The sequence below is a fragment of the Faecalibacterium hattorii genome, from assembly GCF_003287455.1.
In the GTDB taxonomy this organism is placed as follows: Bacteria; Bacillota; Clostridia; order Oscillospirales; family Ruminococcaceae; genus Faecalibacterium; species Faecalibacterium hattorii.
In genome coordinates this window covers 41,887-65,852 of record NZ_PRLC01000009.1, presented here as the reverse complement: position 1 = coordinate 65,852, position 23,966 = coordinate 41,887, and the positions used below count along the sequence as shown (strand labels likewise).

At 64.5% G+C, this 23,966-nt stretch carries 17 protein-coding genes and 1 other RNA gene; 15 read left to right on the top strand and 3 right to left on the bottom strand.

The annotated features are described in order from the left end of the window. Positions 1 to 64 precede the first annotated feature (64 nt). Together ssrS and C4N23_RS07540 are read right to left on the bottom strand one after the other, a co-directional pair. Positions 65 to 269: non-coding RNA, 6S RNA (gene ssrS / locus C4N23_RS07545), on the bottom strand. 26 nt (positions 270 to 295) lie between these two features. Continuing rightward, positions 296 to 610: a DUF1292 domain-containing protein gene (locus tag C4N23_RS07540; protein ID WP_055190606.1), complete on the bottom strand. Its 315-nt coding sequence runs from the start codon at positions 608 to 610 to the stop codon at positions 296 to 298. Between the two features lie 236 nt (positions 611 to 846). On the opposite strand from C4N23_RS07540, the gene C4N23_RS07535 reads away from it, so the two are divergent. After that, positions 847 to 1,584, top strand: a complete 738-nt coding sequence (locus C4N23_RS07535) for a peptidylprolyl isomerase (protein WP_112145185.1) — start codon at positions 847 to 849, stop codon at positions 1,582 to 1,584. 48 nt (positions 1,585 to 1,632) lie between these two features. Here the strand turns inward: C4N23_RS07535 and ruvX are convergent, their stop codons facing one another. Further along, positions 1,633 to 2,064 (bottom strand): Holliday junction resolvase RuvX, encoded by a 432-nt coding sequence (gene ruvX / locus C4N23_RS07530; protein WP_055190602.1) that lies wholly within the window; start codon positions 2,062 to 2,064, stop codon positions 1,633 to 1,635. Positions 2,065 to 2,295: 231 nt separating this feature from the next. On the opposite strand from ruvX, the gene C4N23_RS07525 reads away from it, so the two are divergent. The 14 genes from C4N23_RS07525 (at position 2,296) to rdgB (ending at position 23,960) form a co-directional block, all read left to right on the top strand. Further along, complete coding sequence (locus C4N23_RS07525) at positions 2,296 to 5,652, top strand: PD-(D/E)XK nuclease family protein (RefSeq protein ID WP_112145183.1); 3,357 nt, start codon at positions 2,296 to 2,298, stop codon at positions 5,650 to 5,652. Next, positions 5,649 to 9,311 (top strand): UvrD-helicase domain-containing protein, encoded by a 3,663-nt coding sequence (locus C4N23_RS07520; RefSeq protein WP_112145181.1) that lies wholly within the window; start codon positions 5,649 to 5,651, stop codon positions 9,309 to 9,311. Before C4N23_RS07525 ends, C4N23_RS07520 begins: the two co-directional genes overlap by 4 nt. Positions 9,312 to 9,919: 608 nt before the next feature. Next, complete coding sequence (gene infC / locus C4N23_RS07515; protein ID WP_112145179.1) at positions 9,920 to 10,471, top strand: translation initiation factor IF-3; 552 nt, start codon at positions 9,920 to 9,922, stop codon at positions 10,469 to 10,471. Between the two features lie 18 nt (positions 10,472 to 10,489). Beyond that, positions 10,490 to 10,693 (top strand): 50S ribosomal protein L35, encoded by a 204-nt coding sequence (rpmI, locus tag C4N23_RS07510; protein ID WP_005928215.1) that lies wholly within the window; start codon positions 10,490 to 10,492, stop codon positions 10,691 to 10,693. A 56-nt stretch (positions 10,694 to 10,749) separates the two neighbouring features. Further along, complete coding sequence (gene rplT, locus C4N23_RS07505) at positions 10,750 to 11,100, top strand: 50S ribosomal protein L20 (RefSeq protein ID WP_055190596.1); 351 nt, start codon at positions 10,750 to 10,752, stop codon at positions 11,098 to 11,100. 79 nt (positions 11,101 to 11,179) lie between these two features. Beyond that, on the top strand, positions 11,180 to 11,962 hold the full coding sequence (locus tag C4N23_RS07500) for a TrmH family RNA methyltransferase (protein ID WP_055190594.1): 783 nt from the start codon (positions 11,180 to 11,182) through the stop codon (positions 11,960 to 11,962). Then, positions 11,959 to 13,116 carry a DNA-processing protein DprA gene (gene dprA / locus C4N23_RS07495; protein ID WP_112145177.1) on the top strand — a complete coding sequence of 386 codons (1,158 nt, stop codon included), beginning with the start codon at positions 11,959 to 11,961 and terminating at the stop codon, positions 13,114 to 13,116. The genes C4N23_RS07500 and dprA overlap by 4 nt, the downstream gene beginning before the upstream one ends. 55 nt (positions 13,117 to 13,171) lie before the next feature. Beyond that, positions 13,172 to 15,256, top strand: a complete 2,085-nt coding sequence (gene topA, locus C4N23_RS07490) for a type I DNA topoisomerase (RefSeq protein ID WP_055190590.1) — start codon at positions 13,172 to 13,174, stop codon at positions 15,254 to 15,256. Positions 15,257 to 15,437: 181 nt separating this feature from the next. Then, complete coding sequence (gene trmFO / locus C4N23_RS07485; protein ID WP_112145175.1) at positions 15,438 to 16,811, top strand: methylenetetrahydrofolate--tRNA-(uracil(54)-C(5))-methyltransferase (FADH(2)-oxidizing) TrmFO; 1,374 nt, start codon at positions 15,438 to 15,440, stop codon at positions 16,809 to 16,811. Positions 16,812 to 16,954: 143 nt separating this feature from the next. Further along, positions 16,955 to 17,962 carry a phosphate acyltransferase PlsX gene (gene plsX / locus C4N23_RS07480; RefSeq protein ID WP_112145173.1) on the top strand — a complete coding sequence of 336 codons (1,008 nt, stop codon included), beginning with the start codon at positions 16,955 to 16,957 and terminating at the stop codon, positions 17,960 to 17,962. Positions 17,963 to 18,047: 85 nt separating this feature from the next. After that, a complete protein-coding gene (gene rnc / locus C4N23_RS07475) occupies positions 18,048 to 18,722 on the top strand; it encodes a ribonuclease III (RefSeq protein WP_055190584.1) in 675 nt (224 codons plus the stop codon). Positions 18,723 to 18,726: 4 nt separating this feature from the next. Then, positions 18,727 to 22,284 (top strand): chromosome segregation protein SMC, encoded by a 3,558-nt coding sequence (smc, locus tag C4N23_RS07470; protein ID WP_112145171.1) that lies wholly within the window; start codon positions 18,727 to 18,729, stop codon positions 22,282 to 22,284. A gap of 91 nt (positions 22,285 to 22,375) precedes the next feature. Beyond that, positions 22,376 to 23,317, top strand: a complete 942-nt coding sequence (ftsY, locus tag C4N23_RS07465; protein WP_112145169.1) for a signal recognition particle-docking protein FtsY — start codon at positions 22,376 to 22,378, stop codon at positions 23,315 to 23,317. A gap of 10 nt (positions 23,318 to 23,327) precedes the next feature. Then, the gene (gene rdgB / locus C4N23_RS07460; protein ID WP_055190578.1) at positions 23,328 to 23,960 is read left to right on the top strand and encodes an RdgB/HAM1 family non-canonical purine NTP pyrophosphatase; all 633 of its coding nucleotides are present in this window, start codon (positions 23,328 to 23,330) and stop codon (positions 23,958 to 23,960) included. Positions 23,961 to 23,966: the final 6 nt, after the last annotated feature.

Genomic DNA, 23,966 nt, shown 5'->3' with positions numbered 1-23,966 from the left:
CAGATATAAAAAAATCCACACACGTTCCTCTTGGCAGAGGACAGTGGTGGATGAGTCCCTATAAAAAGATCCCGCCCGGTCGTCTGCGGCAATCAAACCTACCCTTACGGACAGGTGGGTGCCCTGTCTCCGGATTCGCGCTTCCTCATCGAGCCTCTGGGGTCGAACCCACAGCGGGGAGGTCTGCAATCCGCCGGCGAACGCCGGGCTCCCGTTGAATGATTAGTAGGATCATATAAACCGCAACAATTCGAGCCGGGCAGGAAGTCTTGCACGGGTCAATCGTCTGGAAAATTTACTCGATCTCGAACTGGTCGCTGAGCCGCTTTTCGAACAGCTTGCTCACTTCCAGCAGGGTCTCGTCGTCTTCCACGACATCCAGATATTCGCCCTCGCTGTCCTCGCCGACGCTCAGGATGACGAGCTGTGCATCCTCGTTGACGTCTTCTTCGTCCTCGGCGTATTCCACGACGGCCATATAGTGCACGCCCTTATGGTCCAGCGCGTCGATCACCTCAAAAGTGACTTCGTTGCCGTCCTCGTCCTCAAGGGTCATCAGGTCGGGCTGATACTCCTCTTCGGCGTTCGGGTTCTTGATCTCTTCTGCCATAAGATACGTTCTCCTGTAAAAGAAAATAAAAGTGATCCATAGCGGGGGAAGCTCTGCGCTCCCGCAGCCCCCGGCTGTGCTTATAGTGTAGCGTTTTTTTGCCCGCTCGTCAAGATGTTTTTCGCACAGAAATCTACTGGCAAATTTTCACCCATTTTCCTCTCGATTCCGCCGGGGAAATATGATATACTAAACTCTGTGTATATTCCCATCCTATTCACCGAGAGGTCAGAGTTATGAATCGTTTTTATAAAAAGGCGCTGGCGGTGCTGGCGCTCCTGAGCTGCCTTGCGCTGACGGGCTGCTCGCTGAAGGAAAAGCTCAGCGGCAGCGCGTCGGGCACGAAGACCATCTCCCGCCCGGCGGTGGAATCTGCCGAAACCCAGTTCGCCCACCCGGCGGCGGGGGACACGGTGGCCGTGTTCGATACTTCGGCGGGCGTGTTCAAGGCGCTGCTCTTCCCGACGCTGGCTCCGCAGGCATGCGATAACTTCCTCGGCCTCGTACAGGCGGGCTACTACAACGGCCTGACCGTCTCCCGCGTCGAGAACGAGTTCCTCGTCGAAGCCGGGCAGGGGGCCGACGGCAGGGGCGCGACCATCTGGAACGGCAGCCGCTACCCAGTGGAAGCCACCGACAAGCTGCACCACTATTCCGGTGCACTCTGTGCCGCCACGGACCCTTCCGGCCAGTGTGCCAGCGTCTTCTATGTGATGGAAACGCTGCCCGGCTCGGCCTCCGTCACGCAGGAGCTGGTGGACCAGATGAACGCCGCCGGTTACCGCGCCGAAGTCGTGGCCGCCTACCAGACGGCGGGCGGCGCCCCTTACCTCGACTACACCGACACCGTGTTCGGGCAGGTGTATGAGGGCATGGACGTGGTGGACGCCATCGCTCAGACCGCTGTGGACGAGAACCAGAAGCCCGCCGAGGCCATCACCATCCACAGCGTCAGCATTGAGACATATCCGTAAAAAAGAAAACGCAAAAGGCTCCCGCGGCAGTGGGAGCCTTTTTGCTGCTCAGATCTCGCCGGGGTGCTCTTTGCGCCATGCAAGGTAATCCTCTAAGATGACCGTGGCGCTGACGGAATCCAAGATCTCTTTCCGCTTGGTGCCGAAGGTGCCGGCCTCGGAGAGGATGTCGGCGGCTTCGCAGGTGGACTGGCGCTCGTCCCACATCCGGACGGGCAGCCCGCTCCAGATCTGGATCGTCTTTGCCAGCTTTCGGCTCTTCTGGGCCCGCTCGCCCTCGGTGCCGTCCATGTTCAGCGGCAGACCGATGACGATGAGCTCTGCCTGAATATTTTTTGCTGTTTCGCAGACCTTGGCCGCCACTTTCGGGCGGCCTTTTTCCGTGATCTGGGGCGTGATGGCGGTGGTCAGAAATTCGGTGACATCACAGGTGGCAAGGCCGGTGCGGCTGTCCCCGTAATCGACAGCGAGTATTTTCATGGGGATCCCCTTTCTGTTTGCATCTTTGCTTAGTGTAACACAGAATAGATGTTCTTGCAATTTTGTGGTACAATAAAGGCTACCAATGAACGCAGGGCCCGCGCTTTTACGCAAGCGCAGACCCAAGCAGTCAGCAGGAGTGAACCGATCTGTCAAAAGCTCCCACTTTGGGGGAGCTGGCACGCGAAGCGTGACTGAGAGGGCGAGGCCGCTGACCGAGGAGATGCCGTTATGTTAAAATTGATCCTAGGCGGTTCCGGCAGCGGCAAGACGACGCTGCTGTATCACCGCATCCGCACCCGCGCCGAGGCGGGGCAAAAGAGCATCCTGCTGGTGCCGGAGCAGTTCACGTCCTCCACCGAGGGGCGCATCTACCGCGAATTGGGGGATGCGCTGTCCGGCATGGTGGAGAGCTTTTCCTTCACGAGCCTTGCCGAGAAGATTTTGTCCGCCGAGGGCGGCAGCGCCGTGCAGACCCTCTCCGACGCGGGGCGGGCCGTGCTGGTGCGCCGCGCACTGGAAGAATTGCAGGACAATGTCCGCTATTACTACCGCCACCGCCGGAGTGCGGCTTTCTGCCAGATGGCGGCCGAGACCATCGACGAGCTGAAGAGCGCGGGCCTGTCCGGCACCCGGCTGGCGGAGCTGGCCAAGAGCTGCGGGGCCGAGAGCGGGAAGCTGAGCGAACTGGCGCTGATCTTTCAAGGCTACGAGACGCTGCTGTTCCGCAGCGGCATGGACCCCGCCGACCGGCTGGAGCTGGCCGGTGCCCGGCTCGAAGAGGCACTGGCGGGGGGAGAGGTGCCGGGATTTCTGCGGGGGCGGGAAGTGTTCATCGACGAGTTCGATACCTTCAACGCGCCCAAAAAGCGGCTGCTGGGGGCCATGCTGGCCGCGCTGCCCTGCGTGACCGTGGCCCTCTGCGACGACGGCGCGCCCCTCCTCCCCGGTGACGTGAGCCTTTTCTCCGGCGCAAAGCAGGTGGCGGTGCAGCTCCGCCAACTGGCCCGGAAAAATGGGGCCGAGGTGGCCGCCCCCGAACTGCTGCGGCGGGATCTGCGCCATGCCGCCGCCCCCGGCCTTGCGGCGGTGACGGAGCTGCTGGAAACAGGGGTCTGCCCGCCGTTGGATGCCCCGGCGGACGAAGTGCGGCTCTTTGCCGCCCCCAGCCGGGAGGAAGAAGCCCGCGCCGCCGCCGGGGCCATCCGCCGCCTGATGCGGCAGGGTGTCCGCTGTGGGAAGATCGCGGTGGTCTGCCGCGACATCGCAAAATACCGCGCGGCGGTGCGGTACGAGTTCCGGATGGCGGACATCCCGCTCTACTGCGACGAGCCCACCACCCCGGAGTTCAGCGCCCCGGCCACGGCGGTCAAGGCGCTGCTGGCGCTGGCCCGCGGGGCCGACTTGACCGAACATCTGACCACCCTCGCCAAAACGGGTCTTTGCGCCCTGACCGAGGAAGAGGTCTGCGCACTGGAAAATTATGCCTATACATGGTCGCCGAATGCGGCGGCATGGCGGGCGGAATTTCAGAACAACCCGAAAGGTTTCGGCGACATCACCCCCACCGAGGAGGACAATGCAGATCTGGCCATGGCGGAAAAGGCCCGCGCCCTGCTGGTGAGCGCCACCGACGCGCTGCGGAGCAAGGTGCGGAACGCCAACGCCGAGGCCATCAGCCGGGCGGTCTATTTCTGCCTGAAGGAGCTGGGCGCGGAGGAGCAGCAAGCCGCACAGGTGGAGGCCATCCGCGCCGAGCGGGGCATCCCGGCGGCGGAGGAAGCCGCCCGCGAGTGGAACGTGGTCATGGGACTTCTGGACCAGATGGCGCAGCTGCTGGGCGAACAGACCGTGACCGTGGGCGAGTACGAGGATCTGTTCGGGCTGCTGCTCCGCTCGTCGGACCTCGGCCACATTCCGCAGACGCTGGACGCCGTGGTGCTGGCCAGCGCGGGCAAGATGCGGCTGGACGCGCCCGATCACGTTTTCGTGCTGGGGCTGGCCGAGGGCGAGTTCCCCACGGCCCCCAGCGAGGCGGGGCTGCTGACCCACGCCGACCGCGACGCCCTGATGGCCCAGCAGATCGACCTGCCGGACTGCTTTGAAAACCGCGTGGTGCGGGAGCAGGTCTGCTTTTACAAGGCCCTCACCGCCCCGTCCAAGGGGCTGTGGATGAGCTGGCCAAAGGGGCAGGGCCTGACCCTCTGCGCAGCGCTGGAACCCATCGTGGAGGCACTGGAACCCCAGCCCCCGGCGTTGGAGCTGCCCGACCTCGCCGCCACCCCCGCCGACGGGCTGGACTGCCTCGGCGGCGGCTGGCCGCTGACCGATACCGAACGCGCCAGCCTGACCGAGGCACTGCACGCCCCCGGCGAAGCTGAACCGGAAGGGCTGGCCCTGCTGCGCCGGATGGCCGAGGCCGCGCCCCGGCAGGTCCATGACTTGACCGCGCTGGAAGCGCTGCTGGGCAAGCGGCTGCGCATCTCGCCCAGCCAGTTGGAAAAATACTACACCTGCCGCTACGGATACTTCCTGCAATATGTTTTAGGCTTGCGCCCCCGCAGGCGAGCCGAGCTTTCCGCCGACCAGAGCGGCAGTCTGATGCACTGGGTCTTACAGATGGCGCTGGACCCGGACCCCGCGCCGGACAACCCCTGCGCCAACATGTCGGCGCCTTTCATCGAGCTGGACGACGAGGCGATGGCCCAGCTGGCGGGGCTGCTGGTGGACGAGTACGCCCGCCGCTACCTGCCCGAGGACACCGCCCGCTTCACCTATCTGCTCTCCCGGCTGAAAAAGAGCATGGCAAGCCTTTTGTGCTACCTGCGGGACGAGCAGCGCCAATCCTGCTTCAAGCCTGTGGCCTGTGAGCTGAAGATCGGCCGGGGCGAGGACGCCGTGCCGCCCCAGCTCTATCATCTGTCGGATGGGCGGACGGTCCAGCTCATCGGTACGGTGGACCGGGCCGACGAGTGGGTGGAAGAGGACGGCACCCGCTGGGTGCGGGTGGTGGATTACAAGACCGGCACCAAAAAACTGGATCTGAAAGAGGTCTACTGCGGGCTGGACTGCCAGATGCTGCTGTATCTGTTCAGCCTGACGCGGGACGCCAGCGGCCGCTTTACCGGGGCCGAACCGGCGGGCGTGCTCTACCTGCTGGCCGATCCGGCTCCCGAAAGCACCACCCGCGCCAACGCCGCCCGCAGTGTGGAATACAAGCTGGATGGTCTGGTGCGGGACGAGGAAAAGATCTTCCGGGCCATGGACGCCGAGGAGACGGGCCGGTATCTGCCCTTTGGCTATCTGCGGGGCGCGCCCAGCCCCTACCAGAAGGACAAGCGGGCCGACGCGGCCAAGCTCAGCCGCATCCGACTGCATCTGGACGACCTTGTGACCCAGATGGGCGAACAGCTTTACGGCGGGCAGATCGCCGCCGAGCCGCTGGTCACGGGCCGCAGCCCCTGCCGGTGGTGCGATTACGGCTTCATCTGCTGCCACGAGAGCGGCATCGGCGAACGGGCGCTGGACGCCCCCGCCAAGCCCTTTGAAGCCCCTGAAGAAACCGAGAAAAAGGAGGAACAGCCGTGAGTGGACCCAAATGGACAAGCGCCCAGCAGGCCGCCATCGACGACCGGGGCGGGGCGCTGCTGGTCAGCGCGGCGGCGGGCAGCGGCAAGACCGCCGTCCTGACCGAGCGGGCCGTCCGGCTCATCACCGACCCGGAAGCCCCCATCGACGCGGACAAACTGCTGATCGTGACCTTCACGAATGCGGCGGCGGCTGAGCTGCGGGCCCGCATCGGCCAAGCGCTGCTCCGCCGCAGCCAAGCGGAACCGGGCAACACGGCCCTGCGCCGCCAGCGGATGCTGCTGCAGCGCGCCCCCATCTGTACCATCGATGCCTTCTGCCTTGACCTGCTGCGCAAGCACTTTCAGGCGCTGGACATCCCGCCGGACTTTTCCCCCGCCGACCCCGGCAGTGTGGAAACGCTGCGGGCGGCTGCGTTGGCCGAGACGCTGGAACGCGCCTATGCTGACCCGGATTTCTGCGCCTTTGCGGACCTCTACGGCAAAGGCCGCAGCGACAAAGCCGCCGGGGAGACCATCCTGCACACGTACGATTTCCTCCGCGCCCTGCCCGACTACGACCGCAAGCTGGACGAATTTCTGGCGCCGTGGAAGGCCGAGCGCGGCTTTGACAAGACCTGCTGGCACGACCTGCTTCTGGCCGAAGCGGCCCGCGATGCCAAGGCAGGGCGGGAGCTGTTCTGCGCCGCCCTGAGCGACTGCAAAAACGACTTTGTGCTGGCCCGCATCGAGGCCGAGAACAAGGGAAAGACCGACGCCGCCCGCGCAAAAGGCGTGGCCGGGGCCAATGACAAATTCGCCGAGCCTTTGGAGCGGCTGGAGAACGCCGCCGCCCTGCTGGGCGAGGTGGAGCGGCTGGCCGAGGCAGGAGAGTGGACGCCCCTCTATGACCGGCTGACGCCCTATGTCCTCGGCATGGAGCCGCTGCCGGGGCTGAAGGGGATGAAAAAGCGGCTGACCGGCGAACACAAAGCCGCCGTCAAGACCCGCGCCGACGAGGCGGCGGGCTTGTTCGGACAGATCTTGGAGCTGATCGCTTGCAGCGAGGACGAGGCCGAAGCCGACCGGTTGGCGGCGCTGCCCCGGCTGCAGGCCCTGTTTGCCGCCGTGCGGGATTTTGACGCCCGGTTTGCCGCCAAGAAGCAGGAGCGGAAGCTGCTGGAATTCAGCGATTTCGAGCATCAGGCTCTCCGGCTCCTCCGCAGCCCGGACGGCACCCCCACCCCCCTGTGTGAGAGCATCCGGCAGAATTACGCCGCCGTCATGGTGGACGAATATCAGGATACAAATGCGCTGCAGGATGCGCTCTACCGTTGTCTGGCCAGCCCGGCGGGGGATAACCTCTTCCTCGTGGGCGACTTGAAGCAGAGCATCTACCGTTTCCGTCAGGCTGACCCCAGCATCTTCCGGGAAAAACTGGACACATGGCCGCTGCTGGAAGGCGAAGCCGCCCGCTCCCGCCCGGCGGAGGGAATCCCCGGCCGGAACGCTCTGCTGGCGCTGGACGCCAACTTCCGCAGTGCGCCGGAGGTGGTGCGGGGCATCAACTTCCTCTTTGAGCAGCTCATGACCCCCGCGCTGGGCGATACCGCCTACGGCGACGGGCAGCGGCTGGTCTGCGGCGCACCGGGGGAGTACGCCGGCAGCGTGGAAGCGCAGTTTTTGCCCGACGACACCGCCGAGACGGACGCGGCGTTTATCGCGAAGCGCATTGCCGAACTGGTGGCTTCCGGCGAACCGGTGCGGGAGGGCAGCGCCACCCGCCCGGTGCAGTACGAGGATGTCTGCATCCTGCTGGCCGCGCGGGGGGATTTCCCGGCCTACGTGGAGGCGCTGACGGCCAAGGGTATCCCGGTCTACGCCGACGCCCGCGAAAATCTGCTGGACGCGCCCCATATCCGGCCCCTCATCGCGCTGCTGAAAGTCATCGACAACCCGGCGCAGGATATTTATCTGGCCGCAGCCATGCTGGGCCCGCTGTTCGGATTTACGGACGATGACCTTGTGCGGCTCCGGGCCTTGCAGCGCAAAACGAGCCTGTACGGGGCTGTGCTGGCCGCTGCGAACAGCGCCGAGCCGGACGCTTTTACCGAAAAAGTCCGGCAGTTCTACACCCGCCTGACCGCCCTGCGCCGGATGGCCCGGAGCGTGTCGGTGGAACGATTGCTGGAAGAGATCTTTGCGTCCACCGGCTATCTCGCCGCGCTGGGCGTGATGGAAAACGGCACCCGCCGCCGGGAGGATGCCCGGCGGTTCGCCTCCTTCTGCGCCGGTGCCGGGGCAAACGGCATCTCCGGCCTTGTCCGCGCCATCGACGCCGCCGCGCTGGCGGGTTCCACCGGGCAGGATACGGTGCCCGGCGGCGCCCGCCCCGGCTGCGTGACCATCATGACCATCCACCGCTCCAAGGGACTGCAGTTCCCGGTGGTCTTTGTGGCGGACACGGCCCGGCGGTTCAATGCCGCCGACACCCGCCAGCCCGTGCTGCTGCACCGAGTGTACGGGGCCGGGCTGCGCCTCCGCCCCGAAGACGGCGAGGGTTCCTATAAAACAGCGGCCTATGCGGCGCTGTCCAATGTCCACGCCGCTGAACTGCGCAGCGAGCAGATGCGGCTGCTGTACGTGGCTCTCACCCGCGCGCAGGACAAGCTGATCCTGACCATCCCCCTCGGCATGACCAAGACCACCAACCCCTTGGCCAAGGCCTCGGCCTTCCTTGCGGCGGGGGCAGGGGAGACGCTGAACCGTCAGGCCAGTTCCTTTGCGGATTGGCTGCGGGCAGCCCTTCTCGTCCACCCGAACGGCGGGCCCCTCCGCCGCTTGGCCGAAAATCTGGAACTGCCCTTTGTGGAAACGGAAAGCACCATCGCCATCGCGCTGGAACCGGAGCAGGAGGACGAGGCCCCCGAAGCCGCCGCCTCCGCGCCGGAGGAGCGCCCCGCTGCGGACCCGGCTCTGACCGCCCGGCTGCGGGAGGGCTTCGGCTGGCAGTACCCGGCGGCCCCGCTGGCCGCTGTGCCCGCAAAAGTCAGCGTGACGAGCATCGTCCACAAGGCCGAGCAGACGACGCTGGAGCGCCCCGGCTTCCTGTCGAAGGACGGCCTGACCGCCGCCGAGATGGGCACAGCCCTCCACGCATTTCTGGAACATGCGGACTTTGCCGCCCTTGCCGCCGCGAAACAGGCCGGAACGCTGGACGAGGCCATCTTGGCCGAACGGGATCGGCAGGTACACGCTCAGCTCACCGCGCCGGAGATCGCCGACAAGCTCGACGTGCGCCGCATCCGCCGCTTTGCCGAGAGCGACGCCTTTGCCCGCATCTGCGCGGCGGATGAGGTGCTGCGGGAGCTGGCCTTCATCACGGCCCTGCCCGCTTCGGCGGTGCTGGCCGCGCAGGGAAGCCCCGCGCCCGACCCGGAGACTGCCAAGGCCAGCGTGCTGGTGCAGGGCATCGCGGACATCGTGCTGGTCTTCCCCGACCACTTGGAACTGCTGGACTATAAGACCGACCGCCGCAAGACCGAAGCCGACTACCTCGCCGCTTACCGCGCCCAGCTCAACCTCTACGCCATCGCCATCGAGAAGCGCTTCGCCCCGAAAAAGGTGACGTATAAGGGGATCTATTCGCTGGATCTGGGGAAGTTGATCGAGGTGAAGTGATAGGTGCCCCGCTGCCGGGCTTGTCCTCGGCCCCATCGTAAGCGTCATCTAAACTGGGGCGGAGTCTCGCCGCCAGCGGGCTTGCCCTCTCAGGCGCTTCGCGCCAGCTCCCCCAAAGTGGGAGCCCTTGGCAAAGGCGTGAAGTCTGAGCGTAACGCCTGACGGCTCCCCTTGCGGCAGCAGGGCGTAAAGTATAAAATGGGAAACTTGGCGGACTGCCAAGGCCTCTCACTTTGGGAGAGGTGGCATCGCGTAAGCGATGACGGAGAGGGCAAGCCCGGCAGAGGCGGCGCAGAGCCTAGGTTTACATCGTGCTTGCGGTGGGGAGAGGGCGAGGTCGGCGGAGGGAACGATCCCGGTGGCTCGTAATATTTTTCTTCAAAACGGCATAAAAGTGCTTGACAGGCATTACGGGGTGTGGTAAACTGTCTGGGTAAAGAAAGCAGCTACGGCCTAGCCGCGCTCGCCTTGTGGGGTCAGAATCCTCCGGGCTATACTGCAAACCAATTTGTTTTTGAACAAATTGCGCTTTTGAGTGAATTCCGCGCGGCTGTCCTGAAAATGGGCGGCCGCGTTTTCTATGCCAAATATTGCAACACTATGGATTATTGTTTGGAGGTGCATTCATTATCGCTACCGCTGGAAAGTCGAAGGAACTGGAGATCAACGGTCAGATCCGTGATCGTGAAGTTCGCCTGATCGGAGCAGACGGCGAGCAGAAGGGCGTTGTTACCATTCAGGTGGCAATGCGTGCTGCTGAGGAGGTCGGCCTCGATCTGGTCAAGATCGCACCGCAGGCTGTTCCGCCTGTGTGCAAGGTGCTGGACTACGGCAAATACCGTTTTGAACAGCAGAAGAAGGAGAAGGAAGCCAAGAAGAATCAGAAAGTGGTCGAAGTCAAGGAGACCCGCCTTTCTCTCAACATTGACACCAACGACTTCAATACCAAAGTGAACCAGACCGCCAAGTTCTTGGCAGCCGGCCACAAGGTTAAGGCTTCGATCCGCTTCCGCGGCCGTGAGATGGCGCACAGCGCTCTGGGTGCTGACGTGCTGAAACGCTTCGCCGAGACTCTGCCTCAGGCAAGCATGGATAAGCCGCCGGTGCTTGAGGGCCGCACGATGTCCATTCTGCTGATCCCGAAACCCAATAAGGACTAATTTTAGGAGGAAACTAAAATGGCTAAGATGAAACTGAAGACGCACTCCGGCGCTAAGAAGCGCTTTAAGCTGACCAAGAACGGCAAGATCAAGCGCGGCCACGCATTCCGCAGCCACATCCTGACCAAGAAGACCACCAAGCTGACCCGTGGTTATCGTCAGCCCAGCTACGTTGATAAGACCAACGCAGCTACCATCAAGAGCATGCTGCCCTACGCCTAATGAAGCGAGCCGCACGCACAACCAAGATATTTACTGAACTAAAGGAGATATAAAAAATGGCACGTATTAAGGGCGCTACGATGACTCACAAACGTCGCAAGAAGATGCTGAAGCTGGCAAAGGGCTTCTATGGCTGCAAGAGCAAGCACTTCAAGATGGCCAAGCAGCAGGTCATGAAGAGCGGCAACTACGCTCTGGCTGGCCGCCGCATGAAGAAGCGTCAGTTCCGCAACCTGTGGATCACCCGCATCAACAATGCAGTTCGTCCTCTGGGCATGAACTACTCCTCCTTCATGGCTGGCCTGAAGAAGGCTGGCATCGAGCTGAACCGCAAGATGCTCAGCGAGATGGCCATCAACGATCCTCAGAGCTTCGCAGCTCTGGTCGAGACCGTCAAGAACGCCTAATAGAGCTTGACTAAGACGCCCGCGCGTAAAAATACGCGGGCGTCCTTTTTGTATGTATTGGGATGCCGGAGGAGCCAGCATGGACGAAAAAATCACCAGCCGCGAAAACGCAAAGATCAAATATGCCTGCCGCCTGTCCTCCAGTGCGGCGTTCCGCCGCAGCGAGGGCCGCTTTCTGGCCGAGGGGCGGAAGCTCTGCCCGGAGCTTTGCCGCGGGGCCGAGCTGGAAACGCTGTTTTATACGGCCTCTGCCGCCGAAAAGTGCCCGGAGATTCTGGAACTGCCCGGCGAGCATTTTCTGGTGGAAGATCACGTGGCGGATAAGCTCGCCGACGTGGGCACCCATCAGGGGGTGTTCGGCGTCTTCCGCACGCCTGTGCATACCTTGGAGGAAGTGCACACCGGCGGGCGGTATCTGGCACTGGAACGGGTGCAGGACCCCGGCAATGTGGGCACTCTGCTGCGCTCGGCGGCGGCTTTCGGTTTTGACGCCGTGATCCTCAGCGACGGGTGCGCCTCCCCCTTCGCCCCCAAGACCCTGCGGGCCTCCATGGGCGCGGCGGTGCGGGTGCCGGTCATTGAGGCCGGGGCCATGCCCGCCGCCATCGCATCGCTGCGGGAACAGGGCATCACCTGCCTTGCGGCGGCGCTCTACCGCTCCCAGCCGCTGAGCGCGGCGGCGTCCAGCTGCCCCGGCGGTATCTGTGTCGTCATCGGCAGCGAGGGGCAGGGCCTGACCGACGAGACCATTGCCGCGTGCAATGGCACCGTCCGCATCCCCATGACGGACCGGGTCGAGAGCCTGAATGCGGGCATCGCGGGCAGCATCCTGCTGTGGCATTTCCGGGAGGAGAGCCTGTGACCGGCCCGGACCCCGCGTGGGGCCAGACCAGCTTTTTCCCGCCGGAACCGGCCCCCGACCCGCTGCTGTGCTGGCTCTGGCTGGCGGGCACGCTGGGCGTGGGCAGCAGCCGGAACGGCAGTGTCCTCGACGCCTTTGGCGGCGCGCAGGAAGCGTGGGAACAGCGGGGGAGCGAAGCCTTCCGCCGCGCCGCAGGAGCACCGGCGGCTCTGCGGGCTGTCCAGCCCGACAACACGCCGGAGCATTACCGCGCCTTTGTGCGGCGGTGCGAAGCGCGGCGCATCCGCATCCTGACCTACGACGACCCGGATTACCCGCTGGCGCTGACCCGCATCCCGGATATGCCGCTGGTGCTCTACTGCACCGGGGACCCGGTCTGGCTGAACGAACCTGCCGCCGTGGGGATGGTGGGCAGCCGCAAGCCGACCGAATACGGTCTGCGGGCGGCAGAGGACATCGGCTGCGGCCTTGCGCGGGCCGGGGCCATCGTCGTCAGCGGCTTGGCGGACGGCCTTGACAGCGCCGGGCACCGCGCTGCCGTGCAGGAGCACTGCCCCACCATCGGGGTGCTGGGCGTGCCCATCGACAAGACCTACCCGGCAACGAACCGGGAACTGCGGCGGCAGATCGAGGCCAACGGCTGCGTCATCAGCGAGTACCCGCCCGAAAGCATGGCCATCGGCCGGGTGGGCTTTTTGCAGCGCAACCGGCTCATCGCGGCGCTCTCCATGGCGCTGGTGGTGGTGGAAGCGCAGGAAAAAAGCGGCACCATGTCCACCGTGGCCCATGCCGAGCGGTATGGCAAGCCCGTGTTCGCGGTGCCGGGGAGCATTTACTCCCCCAATTCTGCCGGGACGAACGGGCTGCTGCGGGGGGGCCGCGCCAAGGCGGTCTGCAAGGCGGAAGATCTGTTTTCCACCCTGCGGCTGGACGCTGCCCCCGCACAGGCCGGGGCGGCCCCCCGGCCCGCCCCGGCTGCGCTGAGCGACACCGAGCGGAGGGTGCTGGCGTGCATCGGGGCCAAGGCGAAAGGCGTGGAGGAGATCGGCCAGCAGAGCGGGCTGCCCACGGCTCTTTTGCTGGGCACCCTGATGAAGCTGGAGCTGACGGGCCGCGTGACCTGTCTGCCGGGCAAGAGGTATATTCTGCGCTGACCGCGCAAACACTGAACTTTGAGGGACAACCTCTTTATATAAAGGGAGAACTACTATGTCAAAACTCGTGATCGTGGAGTCGCCCGCAAAGGCGAAAACCATCGGCAAATATCTGGGCAAGGACTACGAGGTCACGGCCAGCATGGGCCACATCCGCGACCTGCCCGCCTCCCAGCTGGGCATTGATGTCGAACACGACTACACGCCCCAGTACATCAGCATCAAGGGCAAGGAAAAGCTCATCAAGGAGCTCAAGAGCAAGGCCAAGCACTCCGACGGCGTCCTTCTCGCCACCGACCCGGACCGCGAAGGCGAGGCGATCAGCTGGCATCTGGCCAACATTCTGGGGCTGGACCCCCACGAACCCAACCGCGTGACCTTTGACGAGATCACCAAAAAAGGCGTGCAGGAGGGCATGGCCCACCCCCGCGCCATCGACGAAGACCTGTTCAACGCCCAGCAGGCCCGCCGCGTGCTGGACCGTCTGGTGGGCTACAAGCTCAGCCCCTTCCTGTGGCGCAAAGTCCGCCGGGGCCTGTCGGCGGGCCGCGTGCAGAGCGTGGCCGTCCGCCTCATCGACGACCGCGAAAAGGAGATCGAGAGCTTCAAGCCCGAAGAATACTGGAATGTGGACGCCACCCTCGGCGTGGGGCACAAGAGCTTCACGGCCCGGCTGGCCTCCGACGACAAGGGCAAGAAGCTGCTGCCCCGCACCGAGGCCGAGGCCCGCGCCATCGAACAGGGGCTGGAAGGGGCTGAGTACACCGTCGGGGAGCTGAAAAAGGGCAAGCGCGCCAAGCAGCCCACCCCGGCCTTCATCACCAGTACCTTGCAGCAGGAAGCGTCCCGTCGGCTGGGCTTTACGGCCACCCGCACCATGCGGGCCGCCCAGACCCTGTACGAAGGCGTGGACATCGCGGGCCACGGCACCATGGGTCTGATCACCTACATGCGTACCGACAGCCTCCGCATCTCGGACGAAGCCGTGGCGGCGGCCAAGGAGTATATTGCCGGGGCCTACGGCGAACAGTATATCTGCCCCTACAAGCGGACGTGGAAGACCAAGAGCGCCACGGCTGCGCAGGACGCCCATGAGGCCATCCGCCCCTCGGTGCCCTCCCTGACGCCGGACGAGGTGGACAAGAGCATCAGCGGCGACACCGCCAAGCTCTACCGGATGATCTGGAGCCGCTTCATGGCCAGCCAGATGGCCGACTGCCAGCAGGATACCGTCTCCGTGACCGTTTACGCGGGCGGCTACCGCTTCAAGGCCAGCGGCTACACCGTGACCTTCGACGGCTTCACCGCCCTGTACGAGGAAGCCACCGACGAAAAGGAAAAGAAGGAGACCAGCCTGCCCCCGCTGGAGCAGGGGCAGGTGCTCAAGCTGCGGGAGCTGAAGAGCGAGCAGAAATTCACCCAGCCCCCCGCCCGCTACACCGAAGCCACCCTCATCAAGGCGCTGGAAGAGAACGGCATCGGCCGCCCCTCCACCTATGCGCCCATCATCACCACCATCATCGACCGCGGCTATGTGGAGCGGGATCAGAAAAAGCTCAAGCCCACCCTGCTGGGCCGGGCCGTGGACGGCCTGATGCTGGAGCAGTTCCCGCACATCGTGGATGTGGACTTCTCCGCCGAGATGGAAAAGAACCTCGATAAGGTCGAGAGCGGCAAGGCCGACTGGCACAAGACCGTGGACGACTTCTATCAGGGCTTCGCCGCCAGCTTGGAACAGGCCGAAAAGAACATGGAGGGCAAGAAGGTCAAGGTGCCGGACGAGCCGTCCAGCGAGGTCTGCGACCTGTGCGGCCGCCCCATGGTCATCAAGGTGGGTAAGTACGGCAAGTTCTTGGCGTGCAGCGGCTTCCCGGAGTGCCGGGGCACCAAGCGCCTCGTCAAGGACACCGGCGGCATCTGCCCCAAGTGCGGCAAGGGCCGTATGCTGGAGCGCAAGAGCGCCAAGGGCCGCATCTACTACGGCTGCGAGCGCTACCCCGACTGCGATTTCATGACGTGGGACACGCCCGTGCCGATCAAGTGCGAGAAGTGCGGCTCTACCCTGTTCCGCAAGGGCTCGAAGCTCTACTGCGCAAAAGAGGGCTGCGGGTTCGAAATGCCGGTACCGAAGAAGGATTAAGGAAAGGCGGCTTGCCCTCTCCGTCATCGCTCGCGCGATGCCACCTCTCCCAGAGGGAGAGGTCATGGCGGCTGACGGATAGCAGATGCTGACCGGGATGCTGCAGAAGCTCCCCCTTTGGGGGAGCTGGACGCGAAGCGGCCTGAGAGGGCGAGGATGCTAAAGGATAAAGATAGAAGCTATGCGTTATAAAGTAACTGTATTGGGTGCCGGCCTTGCGGGCTGCGAGGCGGCGCTGTGGCTGGCGGGCAAGGGCGTGGAGGTCACGCTCTACGAGCAGAAGCCCACCCATTTTTCCCCGGCCCATAAGAGCGAGGGCTTTGCGGAGCTGATCTGCTCCAACAGCCTGAAAGCCGAACGGCTGGATTCTGCGTCCGGTCTGCTCAAAGAGGAGATGCGCCGGATGGGCAGCCAGCTCCTGCCCGCCGCCGAGGAGGCCCGCGTGGCCGCCGGCGGTGCGCTGGCCGTGGACCGTGATGCCTTCAGCGCCGCCGTCACCCGCCGGGTGGAGCAGTGCCCGAACATCACCGTCAAGCGGGAGCGGGTGGAGCAGATCGACGAAAGCGCCCCCATCCTTGTGGCCACCGGCCCGCTGACCGACGGTGCGCTGGCCGACGAGATCGGCCGCCTGACCGGCGACGAGCGGCTGCATTTCTACGATGCCGTCGCCCCCATCGTCACCGCCGAAAGCCTCGACTACAACAAGGTGTTTGCCGCCTCCCGCTACGACCGGGGTGAAGCCGACTACCTGAACTGCCCCTTCAATAAGGCAGAGTACGAGGCCTTCCACGCCGCGCTGGCCGCTGCCGAGCGTGCCCCCCTCCACGAGTTCGACGCCGGGGCCGAGCAGGGAGCCCAGCCCGACCCGGACGCCCACGGCAAAAAAGCCGATACCGTCACCGTCTACGAGGGCTGTATGCCCATCGAGATCATGGCAGCCCGCGGAGCCGACACCATGCGCTTCGGCCCGCTGCGCCCGGTGGGGCTGGTGGACCCCAACACCGGCCACCGCCCGTGGGCAAACGTCCAGCTCCGCGCCGAGAACAAGGAGCGGACGCTCTACAACATCGTCGGCTTCCAGACGAACCTCAAGTGGGGCGAGCAGAAGCGGGTTTTCAGCATGATCCCCGGCCTTGAAAGCGCCGAGTTCGTGCGCTACGGCGTCATGCACCGCAACACCTTCTTGGATGCGCCCCGCGTGCTGAACGCCGGGCTTTTCCTGAACGAACACCCCAACGTCTTCTTTGCGGGCCAGATCACCGGCTTTGAGGGCTACATGGAGAGCGCCGCGTGCGGTCTGCTGGCCGCGCGGAGCATCTACGCCCGCCTGACCGGCAGGCAGCTGCCCCCGCCCCCGGTGGATACCATGTGCGGGGCGCTGATCCAGTATCTGACCACCGAGAACAAGCATTTTCAGCCCATGGGCGCGAATATGGGCATCCTGCCCCCGCTGCCGGTCGAGACCCGCCCGCGAGACAAGCGTCTGCGGTACATGGCCGTGGCCGAACGGGCCGTGGCCAGCTTCCAGCAGTGGCTGGACAGCACTTCCCTGTAAAAGGAAAACGGCCTTGCCCTCTCCGTCAGCGCATACGCGCTGCCACTGTTCCCAGAGTGGGAGATCAAAAAGCTCCCCCTTTGGGGGAGCTGGACGCGAAGCGGCCTGAGAGGGCGAGCCATCTGAAAGGAGAGACTCTGCTTATGAAGATCATCGTTGACATGATGGGCGGCGACAACGCCCCTCTGGCTGTGCTGGAAGGCGCAGCCGCAGCCGTGAAGGAGTACGGCGTTTCGCTCATCGGCGTGGGCAATGAGGAGTTGGTGCGCAAGACCGCCGCCGAGCACAACATCCCGCTGGAGGGCATCGAGCTGGTGAACTGCACCGAGACCATCGACATGTGCGACGAGCCCGCTAGGGCCATCCGCAGCAAGAAGGATTCCTCCATCGTCGTGGGTCTGAACATGCTGAAAGAGGGCAAGGGCGACGCTTTTGTTTCCGCCGGCAGCACCGGTGCCCTCCATGTGGGTGCCAGCCTCATCGTGCGCACCCTGCGGGGCGTCAAGCGCCCGGCGCTGGCCACCATGGTGCCCGCAAAGAAACAGGCCTATCTGCTGCTGGACTGCGGCGCCAACGTGGAGTGCCGCCCCGAAATGCTGGCGGCATTCGCCGTCATGGGAAGCTGCTATGTGAATAAGGTCGAGGGCCGCACTTCGCCCAGCGTCGCGCTGGCGAACAACGGCGCGGAGGAGTCGAAGGGCACCCCGGTGCTGAGGGAGGCCCACCAGCTGCTCAAGACCACCCCCGGCATCCGCTTTGTGGGCAACATTGAGCCTCGCGATGTGCCCAACGGCGAGGTGGATGTGGTGGTCTGCGACGGCTTCACGGGCAATGTGATCCTCAAGCTGACCGAGGGCGTGGCCAAGATGCTGCTGGGGATGCTGAAGGAGATGTTCCTCAAGAACCTCGGCGGCAAGGTGGCCTATCTGCTGCTCAAGAGCGGCGTGTCTGACCTCAAGCACCAGATGGACAGCGAGGAATACGGCGGCGCGCCCTTCCTCGGCGCAAAGCAGCCGGTCATCAAGGCCCACGGCTCGTCCAAGGCCAAGGGCATCAAGAACGCCATCCGGCAGGCAAAGATCTGTGTGGAGAACGACCTGTGCGGCACCATGCAGGCTGCATTGGACGAGCTGAACGCGCCGACAGAATAAGAACGGTTTTGAGTCCTGAAATTGCGATGCGCATTCCAACCAAAACACCGCATCAGAGCAATCACATAAGGGAGATAAAATATCTATGAGTCATCAACTCGAAACGATCATTGGCTATCAATTCAAGAACCCGAAGCTGCTGGAAACGGCCCTGACCCACACCAGCTACGCCAACGAGAGCCGCACCCCGGTGCAGCACAACGAGCGGCTGGAGTTTCTGGGCGACAGCGTGCTGCAGATCGTGTCGGCAGACTATCTGTTCCACGCCTACGCCGACCGGCCGGAGGGCGATCTGACCCGCATCCGGTCCAGCCTCGTCAGCGAGGGGGCGCTGTTCCAGTTCGCGCAGGAGATCAACCTCGGCGAGTACCTGCGCCTTGGCCGCGGCGAGGAGCGCTGCGGCGGCCGCACCCGCCCCAGCGTCGTTTCCGATGCCTTTGAGGCCGTTATCGCGGCGCTGTATCTGGACGGCGGCATGGAGATCGCAAAGAATTTCATCCTGCCCTTCATCACCGAGGGCAAGCACGCCGAGGCCGACTACAAGACCCGGCTGCAGGAGATCGTCCAGCAGAACCCGGAGGAAAAGCTCAGCTATGTGGTCGAGCAGGAGTCCGGCCCGGACCACGACAAGCATTTCGTGGTGGCCGTGCGGTTCAACTCGGACAAAGTCGCCCGCGGCGAGGGCCGCAGCAAAAAAATGGCGGAGCAGCACGCTGCCCGCGAGGCGCTCAAACTGCTGGGCGTTTTGAAGGAAAAGTAAGCGGATGGTATTCAAGGAACTGGAAATTCAGGGGTTCAAGAGCTTCCCGGACAAAGTCAAGATCACCTTTGACGAGGGCGTGACCGGCGTGGTCGGGCCCAACGGTTCCGGCAAGTCGAACCTGTCGGACGCGGTGCGGTGGGTGCTGGGCGAGACCAGCGCCCGCCAATTGCGTGCTGCCGGGAAGATGGAAGACGTCATCTTCGGCGGCACCCGCCGCCGGGGAGCCATGGGCTTTGCACAGGTGCGCCTGACGCTGGACAACAGCGCCCACACCCTTGATCTGGACGCCGACGAGGCCGTGATCGGCCGCAAATACTACCGCTCCGGCGAGAGCGAGTACAGCATCAACGGCCAAGTCTGCCGCCTGAAGGATGTTTATGAACTGCTGCTGGATACCGGCATCGGCCGCGACGGCTATTCCGTCATCGGGCAGGGCCGCATTGCGGAGATCGTGGCGGCCAAGAGCACCGAGCGCCGGGAGATTTTTGAGGAAGCCTGCGGCATCGCCAAGTACCGCTACCGCAAAAACGAGGCCGAACGGCGCTTGGCCGCTGCGGCGGAGAATCTGGAGCGGCTGCGGGACATCCTCGGCGAACTGGAAGCCCGCGTCGGCCCGCTGGAAAAAGAGAGCGCCAAGGCCCAGAAGTTCCTTGCTTTGCGGGACGAGCGCAAGACGCTGGAAGTTACCCTCTGGACCGACGGCGTTCACCGGGCCAAGGAAGCCGTCCGCCGTCAAGTGCGGGATTATGAGACGGCTGAGGCCGATTACGAGCGGTTCGACCGGGCCGCAAAAGCCGCCGAGAGGGAGGCTGAGGAGATCCGGATGCAGGCACAGCAGTTGACCATTGCGGTCGAACGCCTGAATGGGGATATCCGCAGCATCACCGAGCAGATCAGCGGCAGCGAGAGCCGGATCGCCGTGCTGGAAAACGACATTGCCCGCAACGAGGAAAGCGCCGCCGGCCTGCGGGCGGAGATCGCCGCCGGGCAGCAGGACAGCACCGAGGCCGAAGCAGCCTTGGAGCGCCACCGCGCCGTGGCTGCCTCCATGGAAGCAGCCGGGCAGAAGCTGGCCGAAGAGCTGGCGGCGCTGAACGCGGCGCTGGATCAATTGACCCACGACAGCGACCGCAGCGGGGCCCGGCGGGACAGGCTGCGCACCGAGGTCACGGCCCTGAGCGCCCGGCATACCGAGGCACAGGTGGCAAAAGCCGCTGCCGAAGCCGCCGCCGAGACGGCGAAGAGCCGCCTTCCCGCGCTGGAAGAAGCCGCCGAGGCGCTGGCTGTCCAGCGGGACGACGCCAAGCAGGACTTAGAGGACACCGTGAAATACCGCGGGATGCTGGCCGAGAACGAAAAGCAGCTGGCGAATATCCGGGCGGGGTTGGAGCTGAAGCAGAAGAACCGCCGCGCTGCGCTGGACGAGGCCGACGAAGCCGAGCAGAAGCTCGGCCGGGAGCTGGATGCGGCCCGGCAGCGGCTTTCCGTTCTGCGGGAGCTGGAAAAGAATATGGACGGCTACCAGAACTCCGTCAAGACCGTGATGCGGGCCGCTTCGGCCCGGCGGCTGCGGGGGATCATCGGGCCGGTGTCCTCCATTCTGGAAGTAGAGCCGGGCCGGGAAGTGGCCATCGAGACGGCGCTGGGCGGCGCTTTGCAGAACATCGTGGTCGAAAGCGAAGCCGCCGCCAAGGCGGGCATCGCTCTGCTCCGCAGTGAGAACGCGGGCCGGGCCACCTTCCTGCCGCTGGATACGGTCCAGCCCGGTGTGTTCCGGGGGCGGCTGACCGGTTCGGCAAAGCTGGCGTCCAGCCTTGTCAAGGCCGATGCCCGCTATGGGAACATCGTCTCGAACCTGCTGGGCCGGATCGTCGTGGTGGACAACATCAACGAGGCCTCCCGCGCGGCGCGGGACCTCGGCTACCACAACAAGGTCGTCACGCTGGATGGTCAGGTCATCAACGCGGGCGGCAGCTTCACGGGCGGCAGCGTCCAGCGCTCGGCGGGGCTGTTCACCCGCAAGCAGGAGCTGGAAGAGCTGCGGCGGAAGGCCGCGCGGCTCCAGAAGGACTGCCTTGCGGCGCAGGAAAAGACCGATCAGTGCAAGGCACAACTGGACGCCGTTTCCGCCGAGCTGACCGCCGCAAGCAGTGAGCAGATCACCGCAGCCAACGACCGCGTCCGCGCCGAAGCGGAGCAGAAGCGGCTGGAAGCGGCGGTGGAACAGGCCGAGACTGCCCTCACCGCGCGGGAAGCAGAGATCGAGACGCTGAACGCCCAGCTTGCCGACAGCCGCACCAAGGCGGCAGATGCCGCCGCACAGGAAGCAGAGCTGGAAGCGCAGATCGCCGCAAAGTCCGAGGAGCTGAACCGTCTGGCCGAGGGGGACGATGCCTTCCTCGCCCGCCAGCGGGAGCTATCGGATCAGTTGAGCGCCAAGCGGTTGGAGCAATTGACCCGCCAGAAGGACGCGGAGCTGGCCGAGGCACAGATCGCCGCGCTGGAACAGCGCACGAAAGATGCTGCCGCCCGCCGCGCTTCGCTGGAAGAGAGCCTTTCCGCCCTCGCCGCCCGCAGCGAAAGCTGCCGCGCCGAGATCGAGGCCATCCGCAAGGCGAAGTGCGAGAGCACCGGGAAGATCGCGGAGAAGGAAGCCGCTATCCGCAAGGCCACCGAGGAGCGGCTGCTCCACCAGAAAAACGAGACCGAGGCGCTGGCCAAGGCCCGCACGGCGGCGGATGACCGCGAGGAGATGGGCCGGGAGATGGCCCGCCTTGCCGAGCGGAAGGCCGCAGCCGAAAGCGAGTACGATGCCACCGCCGCAAAGCTCTGGGATGAATACCAGCTCACCGTTTCACAGGCGGAAGAAGTCTGTGTGGAGTTCGACAGCCTCCCTGCGCTGCGGGCGCAGGTGGCCGAGGTGCGGAACAAGATCCGCGCCCTCGGCAACGTGAACGTCAGCGCCATCGAGGAGTACGCCGAGGTCAAGGCCCGGTACGATGCGCTCCGGGTGCAGGTGGAAGACGTGGAGGGCAGCAAAAACGAGCTGGGCCGGATGATCGCGAACCTCTCCGCCCAGATGCGGGAGATCTTTACCGACAGCTTCCGCGCCATCAACGAGAACTTCGGCCGCATCTTCGCCGAGCTGTTCGGCGGCGGCGAGGCCAGCCTTGTGCTGGAGGACGAGACCGACGTGCTGGGCTGCGGCATCGGCATCCGGGTCGCGCCGCCGGGCAAGGTCATCAAGAATCTGGAAGCCCTTTCGGGCGGCGAACAGGCGCTGGTGGCCATCAGCATCTACTTCGCCATCCTCGCCGTCAACCCGGCGCCCTTCTGCATCCTCGACGAGATCGAAGCCGCGCTGGACGATGCCAATGTCAGCCGGTTCGCGCAGTATCTGCGCCGGGTGAGCGACAAGACCCAGTTCATCGTCATCACCCACCGCCGCGGCACCATGGAGGCCGCCAATGTCCTCTACGGCGTGACCATGCAGGAGGACGGCGTGTCGAAACTTTTGAAGCTCGACCTTGAACAGGTTGACGCGACGCTGGTTTCGTAGGTATAATGGAGAAAACCTCTCCGTCATCGCCGTAAGGCGTTGACTGAGAGGGCAAGGATGCGAACAAGTAAAAAGAAAGGCCACACACGACATGGGACTTTTTGGATTTGGTAAAAAAGAAAAAGACAAGATGAAGGACGGCCTCGAAAAGACCCGCACGGGCTTTTGGGGCAACATCCTCAATACGCTGACCGGCAGCAAGATCGACGACGACCTCTACGATGAACTGGAAGAGCAGCTCATTCTGGCGGACGTGGGCGGCGAAGTGGCCGTCAAACTGGTGGACAAGCTGCGGGACCGCGTGAAGGAGAAGGGCCTGAAGACCGGCGAAGAAGCGGCCGACCAGCTGCGGGAGCTGATCGCCGATGAGATGCGCCCCGAAGCCGAGATGGAGCTGGACGGCCACCCCGCCGTCATCCTCGTCATCGGCGTCAACGGCGTGGGCAAGACCACCAGCATCGCGAAGCTGGCCGATCACTACACCCGGCAGGGCCGCCGCGTCATGCTGGCAGCGGGCGATACCTTCCGCGCCGCCGCCAGCGAGCAGCTGGAGATCTGGGCCGACCGGGCAGGTGTGCCGCTGGTCAAGGCCGGAGAGGGCGCAGACCCTGCCGCTGTCATCTTCGACACGGTCAAGTCTGCCACGGCTCGCGGCTACGATATGGTCATCGCCGACACGGCGGGCCGCCTCCACAACAAGGCGAACCTGATGGGCGAGCTGGCCAAGATCAGCCGCAGCGTCAAAAAGGCGTCCCCGGAGGCGAGTTTGGAGACGCTGCTGGTGCTGGACGCCATCACGGGCCAGAACGCCATCAGTCAGGCCAAGGAGTTCTGCAAGGCCGCCAATGCCACCGGCATCATCCTGACCAAGCTCGACGGCACCGCCAAGGGCGGCTGCGTCGTGGCGGTCAAGCAGCGGCTGGGGCTGCCGGTGCGGTTCATCGGCGTGGGTGAGGGCATCGACGACCTGATCCCCTTTACCCCGGAGGGCTTTGTGGAAGAGCTGATCCCCCGCACGGGATGGAAGCACTAAGGAGAACATTATGAAAATCTGCGCAGCCACCGGCAACGCCGGAAAGCTCCGCGAGCTGCGGCGCATCCTTGAGGCACAGGGCCACGAGGTCGTCAGCCAGAAGGAGCTTGGCATCACCATCGAGCCGGACGAGACCGGCACCACCTTTGAAGAAAATGCCCTCATCAAGGCCGAGACCATCTGCAAGGCCAGCGGGCTGCCCACCATCGCCGACGATTCCGGCCTGTGCGTGGACGCGCTGGACGGTGCCCCCGGCGTCTACAGTGCCCGCTACTGCGGCCACCACGGCGACGACGAGGCCAACAACGACAAACTCTTGGAGAAGATGAAGGACGTCCCGGCGGGGCAGCGCGGCGCGAAGTTCGTGGCGGCGGTCTGCTTCATCCTGCCGGAAGGCCGGCATCTGACCTGTGTGGGCGAGTGCCCCGGTCGCGTCGCCTTTGAGCGGCTGGCGGGAGACTACGGCTTTGGCTACGACCCGCTGTTCATCCCCGACGAATGCGGCGTGGGCAAGACGGGCAAGCGCCCCAACACCGAGGGCCGCAGCTACGCCCAACTGACTCCCGACGAAAAGGATGCCATCAGCCACCGCGGGAACGCGCTGGCCGAGATGGAGAAGAAGTTACCGGATTTTTTGAAATAAAAGGAG

Excerpts from the sequence above, each read along its gene's own strand:
- rdgB (WP_055190578.1), top strand. The coding sequence starts at position 23,328 with ATGAAAATCTGCGCAGCCACCGGCAACGCCGGAAAGCTCCGCGAGCTG.
- C4N23_RS07525 (WP_112145183.1), top strand. The coding sequence starts at position 2,296 with ATGTTAAAATTGATCCTAGGCGGTTCCGGCAGCGGCAAGACGACGCTG.
- C4N23_RS07535 (WP_112145185.1), top strand. The coding sequence starts at position 847 with ATGAATCGTTTTTATAAAAAGGCGCTGGCGGTGCTGGCGCTCCTGAGC.
- plsX (WP_112145173.1), top strand. The coding sequence starts at position 16,955 with ATGAAGATCATCGTTGACATGATGGGCGGCGACAACGCCCCTCTGGCT.
- ftsY (WP_112145169.1), top strand. The coding sequence starts at position 22,376 with ATGGGACTTTTTGGATTTGGTAAAAAAGAAAAAGACAAGATGAAGGAC.
- rnc (WP_055190584.1), top strand. The coding sequence starts at position 18,048 with ATGAGTCATCAACTCGAAACGATCATTGGCTATCAATTCAAGAACCCG.
- trmFO (WP_112145175.1), top strand. The coding sequence starts at position 15,438 with ATGCGTTATAAAGTAACTGTATTGGGTGCCGGCCTTGCGGGCTGCGAG.
- ruvX (WP_055190602.1), bottom strand. The coding sequence starts at position 2,064 with ATGAAAATACTCGCTGTCGATTACGGGGACAGCCGCACCGGCCTTGCC.
- smc (WP_112145171.1), top strand. The coding sequence starts at position 18,727 with ATGGTATTCAAGGAACTGGAAATTCAGGGGTTCAAGAGCTTCCCGGAC.
- rplT (WP_055190596.1), top strand. The coding sequence starts at position 10,750 with ATGGCACGTATTAAGGGCGCTACGATGACTCACAAACGTCGCAAGAAG.
- rpmI (WP_005928215.1), top strand. The coding sequence starts at position 10,490 with ATGGCTAAGATGAAACTGAAGACGCACTCCGGCGCTAAGAAGCGCTTT.
- C4N23_RS07540 (WP_055190606.1), bottom strand. The coding sequence starts at position 610 with ATGGCAGAAGAGATCAAGAACCCGAACGCCGAAGAGGAGTATCAGCCC.
- topA (WP_055190590.1), top strand. The coding sequence starts at position 13,172 with ATGTCAAAACTCGTGATCGTGGAGTCGCCCGCAAAGGCGAAAACCATC.
- C4N23_RS07500 (WP_055190594.1), top strand. The coding sequence starts at position 11,180 with ATGGACGAAAAAATCACCAGCCGCGAAAACGCAAAGATCAAATATGCC.